The sequence below is a fragment of the Pseudobacteriovorax antillogorgiicola genome, from assembly GCF_900177345.1.
Classification (GTDB): domain Bacteria; phylum Bdellovibrionota_B; class Oligoflexia; order Oligoflexales; family Oligoflexaceae; genus Pseudobacteriovorax; species Pseudobacteriovorax antillogorgiicola.
In genome coordinates, this window is record NZ_FWZT01000063.1 from 1 (window position 1) to 1,763 (window position 1,763).

Here is a 1,763-nt window from a genome sequence, read left to right on the forward strand (position 1 = left end):
AAGCTACCCTAAAACTTAACTTCTAGATTTTTTTCGCTCCTAATGTATTAGTCGACCTGAGTATTCGGGTTCGAAATATGGTTTCAGTTTTATTTTATACTGAAGTCGTTTTTTCACGGGCGAAGATAGCAAAAAACAGCCTTTTATTGATCACTCTGAGTCTACAAAGCGCACGAATCCCTTAGAAGATCAATACGGCTTCAGTCTTTTGTTAGGTTGTCAAAGATCATCCGCAACTAGGTGGCTACTAAGGGTAAGCCAACCTTCATTCTACTGAATTCCTCAAGCCATTTACTCACCTCCTTAAAGTGGGAATTCATAAAACGAAATGTAACCTTCCTCGCGTGGCGGACAACTTGGCAAGGAATGTGAACAAATTTAAATCTTATAGCCTTAGCAAATTTAGGGTTGGTGGGATTATCTTTTAGAGAAACAAACCTCATCAGATTATAAGATAAAGCTGCTATAATTCCAAAAGCCTTGTTTGCTAGTAGCTTTTGGCAAGGGTAGTGGTGTAAATCCAGCCCATTTTTAAGCTCTCTAATAAAGTTTTCACAATGGCCTCGCTTGCGGTATAGTTTAATTACTTCTTCCGCAGACATCGATTCACAAATATTGCTAACCCAACCTTGGTAATCGTAGTCACTTTCTTCTAGGATTAATTTGTTTAGTGAAGCCGGTTTTACCGCCCTAAGTATTATGACCCTGAACTCATGATGAGAATTCTTTGGCCTATAAACTGTTTCGCCAATCTCACATTCTCTTCCACCCACAAATATCACCCTGCTTGGTTCGCTTGTATCTTGTTTTTCCCAGGCCGAAACCATTTTAATAAGCGGTCTATACATTAGTTTTCTCATGCAAATGACAAATTCAGAGTCCTTAACAGTGCATGCATCGAAAAAGCTTTTTGTGCAGTATCCACTGTCAGCTCTAACGAACTTTCTGAGGGATTTTATCTCTTCAGGAATTTCTGCAAAAACTTTATGAATGATCTCTTGTGATCCTTTGGCTGTGTGGGTATTACCGGATCTTACTTCATTCCAATACTGGATTCCTCGTTCGTCAAAAACCTGAATTGTATCTAGGCTTTTGAAACCTTTGTAGTTCATATTTACACCTTCCATCTTCTTCCCATATTGCTGATTGCTAGTAGAGTCAATATCGAAAATAATCGACTCCGCAGTGGGGAAAAGGCTACTTCTTAGCCTAAATGATGTGCGGCTTAAGAGGCTGTTCAAATTCTTGCATTTTATTTGATCGAACGTTCTTAGGAAATTTCCCATACTTTTGGGGGTGTATACTCTATCGTCACAGATAGCCCGAAACGAGCTATCCATCGCAAGTCTATTGAAGTCATCTAAGCATTCAGCGCCAGCCTGAAATGCGTATATTAGTTGCTTCAATTTAACTATGTTTTTGTCGATTCCTGACTTTAGACTGGGAATGTTATTATTATCAAAAATGTCTTCGGGATAGGCTTTCTCGCATAACTTTTTGAAGATTAACATTCCTGCTAGGGAGGAAAGGTCTTTATCTGTGGTTTCAATGGTGATATTCATGATTTTTAGCCTTCTACGCTTGAATTTTTTTCGCATCAAGATCATAGGGGGCTATTTTTTTATCGCAATATAATAACCTATTCTTTAGTAACCTTAACCTTTGGATAATTTGGGAAAATGGGTGATGAGTGTCGAATTGACGATTATCAAATCAGCCAATAACTCAATGCCTGTCAAGTAGTATTTTATTTCGGATTAGGG

1 protein-coding gene is annotated in these 1,763 nt (G+C 38.3%); it reads right to left on the minus strand.

The features are described 5' to 3' along the window. Window positions 1-236: 236 nt before the first annotated feature. Window positions 237-1,607, minus strand: a complete 1,371-nt coding sequence (locus tag B9N89_RS31120; RefSeq protein WP_132326504.1) for an IS1380 family transposase — start codon at window positions 1,605-1,607, stop codon at window positions 237-239. Between the last annotated feature and the right edge of the window lie 156 nt (window positions 1,608-1,763).